This is a genomic window from Methylobacterium sp. WL6, from assembly GCF_008040095.1.
Taxonomy (GTDB): Bacteria; Pseudomonadota; Alphaproteobacteria; order Rhizobiales; family Beijerinckiaceae; genus Methylobacterium.
On sequence record NZ_VRVH01000501.1, the window covers coordinates 1 to 1,972 of the forward strand.

Below are 1,972 nucleotides of genomic sequence, written 5' to 3' on the forward strand. Positions count from 1 at the left end.
GGGCAGCTCGCTCGGGCTCACCGCAGCATCCGGATCGCGGGCGGGCGCGGCGGCGTCATCGGGGGCGTAGTCCTGCAGCATCGCGCCATCACGGGTCGGACTTCGGCCGATCGGAGCTCGGCCGGTCGATATGGCCGAGATCGCGCGCCGGATCGAGCCGGTCGCGCACGCGCTGCTTCAGGGCCTTCACGTCGGGGAAGCCGCCGTCACGGGTCCGCTCCCAGACCGTGTCGGGGCCGACGGTGATCGAGAAGGCGCCGCCGCTCGCCGGGATCAGTGCGACCTCGCCGAGGTCGTCGCGGAAGGTCGAGAGCAGTTCCTGCGCCATCCAGGCGGCCCGCAGGAGCCAGTTGCACTGGGTACAATAGGTGATGGCAACGCGCGGCTTGTCCGCCGCAGCTTGAGGCGTGTCATCCATGGGGCGCACAGCGCACCGCGGCGATGGGCTTGTCAACCTCGACCGGCTCCGCCCGGACGATCGCGCGATGCATCGCGAACGCGCGGCGCGGCCCTTCTCCCGGCGGGTGCGGCACCCTATCTCACGTCGGCGTGATTACGGCCAAGCTGGGCCGGACGAGGCAGGCAGGAGTGGTGGACATGTCGTCGAGTGCGGACTTCGCAACGCCGCGGACCAGCCCGATCATCGCCCGCATCGCCGGTGCGCTGATCGCGATGCTGTTCGCGTCCTGCCTCTCCGGTTGCGGCGCGATCAACCGTGTTCCCACCCTGGAGGAGCAGGCGAAATCCTCCTGGAGCGAGGTGCAGAACCAGTACCAGCGCCGGGCCGACCTGATCCCGAACCTCGTCGAGACGGTGAAGGGCTACGCCAAGCAGGAGCAGGACACCCTGACCAAGGTGACCGAGGCCCGCGCCAACGCCACCAGCGTCAAGGTCGACGCCTCGACGATCACCGAACCGGCCAAGTTCAAGCAGTTCCAGGACGCTCAGAACCAGCTCAGCGGTGCGCTCGGGCGCCTGCTGGCCACGGTCGAAGCCTACCCCGACCTAAAGTCGAACCAGAACTTCCTGGCGCTGCAGTCGCAGCTCGAGGGCACCGAGAACCGGATCGCGGTGGCGCGGCGCGACTACATCGGCACGGTCCAGGCCTACAACACCGAGATCCGCACCATTCCCGGCCGCTGGATCGCGGCGTGGTTCTACCCGGAATCGAAGCCGATGGAGACTTTCACGGCAACGCCCAATTCCGAGCGGGCGCCGAACGTGAAGTTCTAGGGATTTCCCGCGCATGCGGCGCGGAGCGCTCAGGGCCTTCCCCCTCGTCCTCGCCCTCGTGGCCTGCGCCGGGCTGTGGACGGCTGCGGCGGCTGCGGAGCTGACCTTCCCGAAGCTGACCGGGCGCGTCGTCGACGCCGCCGGGATTCTCACCCCCGAGCAGCGCGGGACCCTGGAGGCCAAGCTCAAGGCCTACGAGGACAGGACCTCCGATCAGGTCGTCGTCGCGACGGTGCCGAACCTTCAGGGCACCACGATCGAGGATTACGCCAACCGCCTGTTCCGGGAGTGGAAGCTCGGTCAGGCGAAGACCAACAACGGCGCCCTGCTGATCGTGGCGCCGACCGAGCGCAAGGTCCGCATCGAGGTCGGCTACGGCCTCGAAGGCGCCCTCACCGACGCCCTGTCCCGCGTCATCATCGCGAGCGCGATCACGCCGCGCTTCAAGGAGGGCGACTTCGCCGGCGGGATCACCGCCGGCGTCGACGGCATGCTCTCGATCCTCTCGGGCGACGCCGAGGTCTGGCAGCGCAAGCCGAAGGTCCGTTCCGACGAGGTCGATCCGGCGCAGGTCGCGATCTTCATCGGCCTGTTCCTTCTCGTCCTGTTCGTGGCGTGGCGGATGAACCGCGGCGGCCGCGGGCGCGGCGGCGGCATCGTCTTTCTTCCCGGGCCGGGGACCGGCGGTTGGAGCGGCGGCACCTCGGGCGGGTTCGGCGGCGGCTTCTCCGATGGGGGC

3 protein-coding genes are annotated in these 1,972 nt (G+C 69.4%); 2 read left to right on the top strand and 1 reads right to left on the bottom strand.

The features are described 5' to 3' along the window. Positions 1 to 88: 88 nt before the first annotated feature. Entirely contained in the window at positions 89 to 418 is a 330-nt protein-coding gene (locus tag FV230_RS27725; protein ID WP_147844652.1) for a SelT/SelW/SelH family protein, read from the bottom strand. Between the two features lie 254 nt (positions 419 to 672). On the opposite strand from FV230_RS27725, the gene FV230_RS27730 reads away from it, so the two are divergent. Next, entirely contained in the window at positions 673 to 1,233 is a 561-nt protein-coding gene (locus FV230_RS27730) for a LemA family protein (RefSeq protein WP_246695038.1), read from the top strand. Positions 1,234 to 1,246: 13 nt separating this feature from the next. After that, the coding region (locus FV230_RS27735; protein ID WP_147844654.1) for a TPM domain-containing protein at positions 1,247 to 1,972 on the top strand (726 nt) is incomplete at its 3' end.

What these genes read in the sequence shown, in the direction of transcription:
- FV230_RS27725 (WP_147844652.1), bottom strand. Translation starts at nt 418, where the DNA reads ATGGATGACACGCCTCAAGCTGCGGCGGACAAGCCGCGCGTTGCCATC.
- FV230_RS27730 (WP_246695038.1), top strand. Translation starts at nt 673, where the DNA reads ATGCTGTTCGCGTCCTGCCTCTCCGGTTGCGGCGCGATCAACCGTGTT.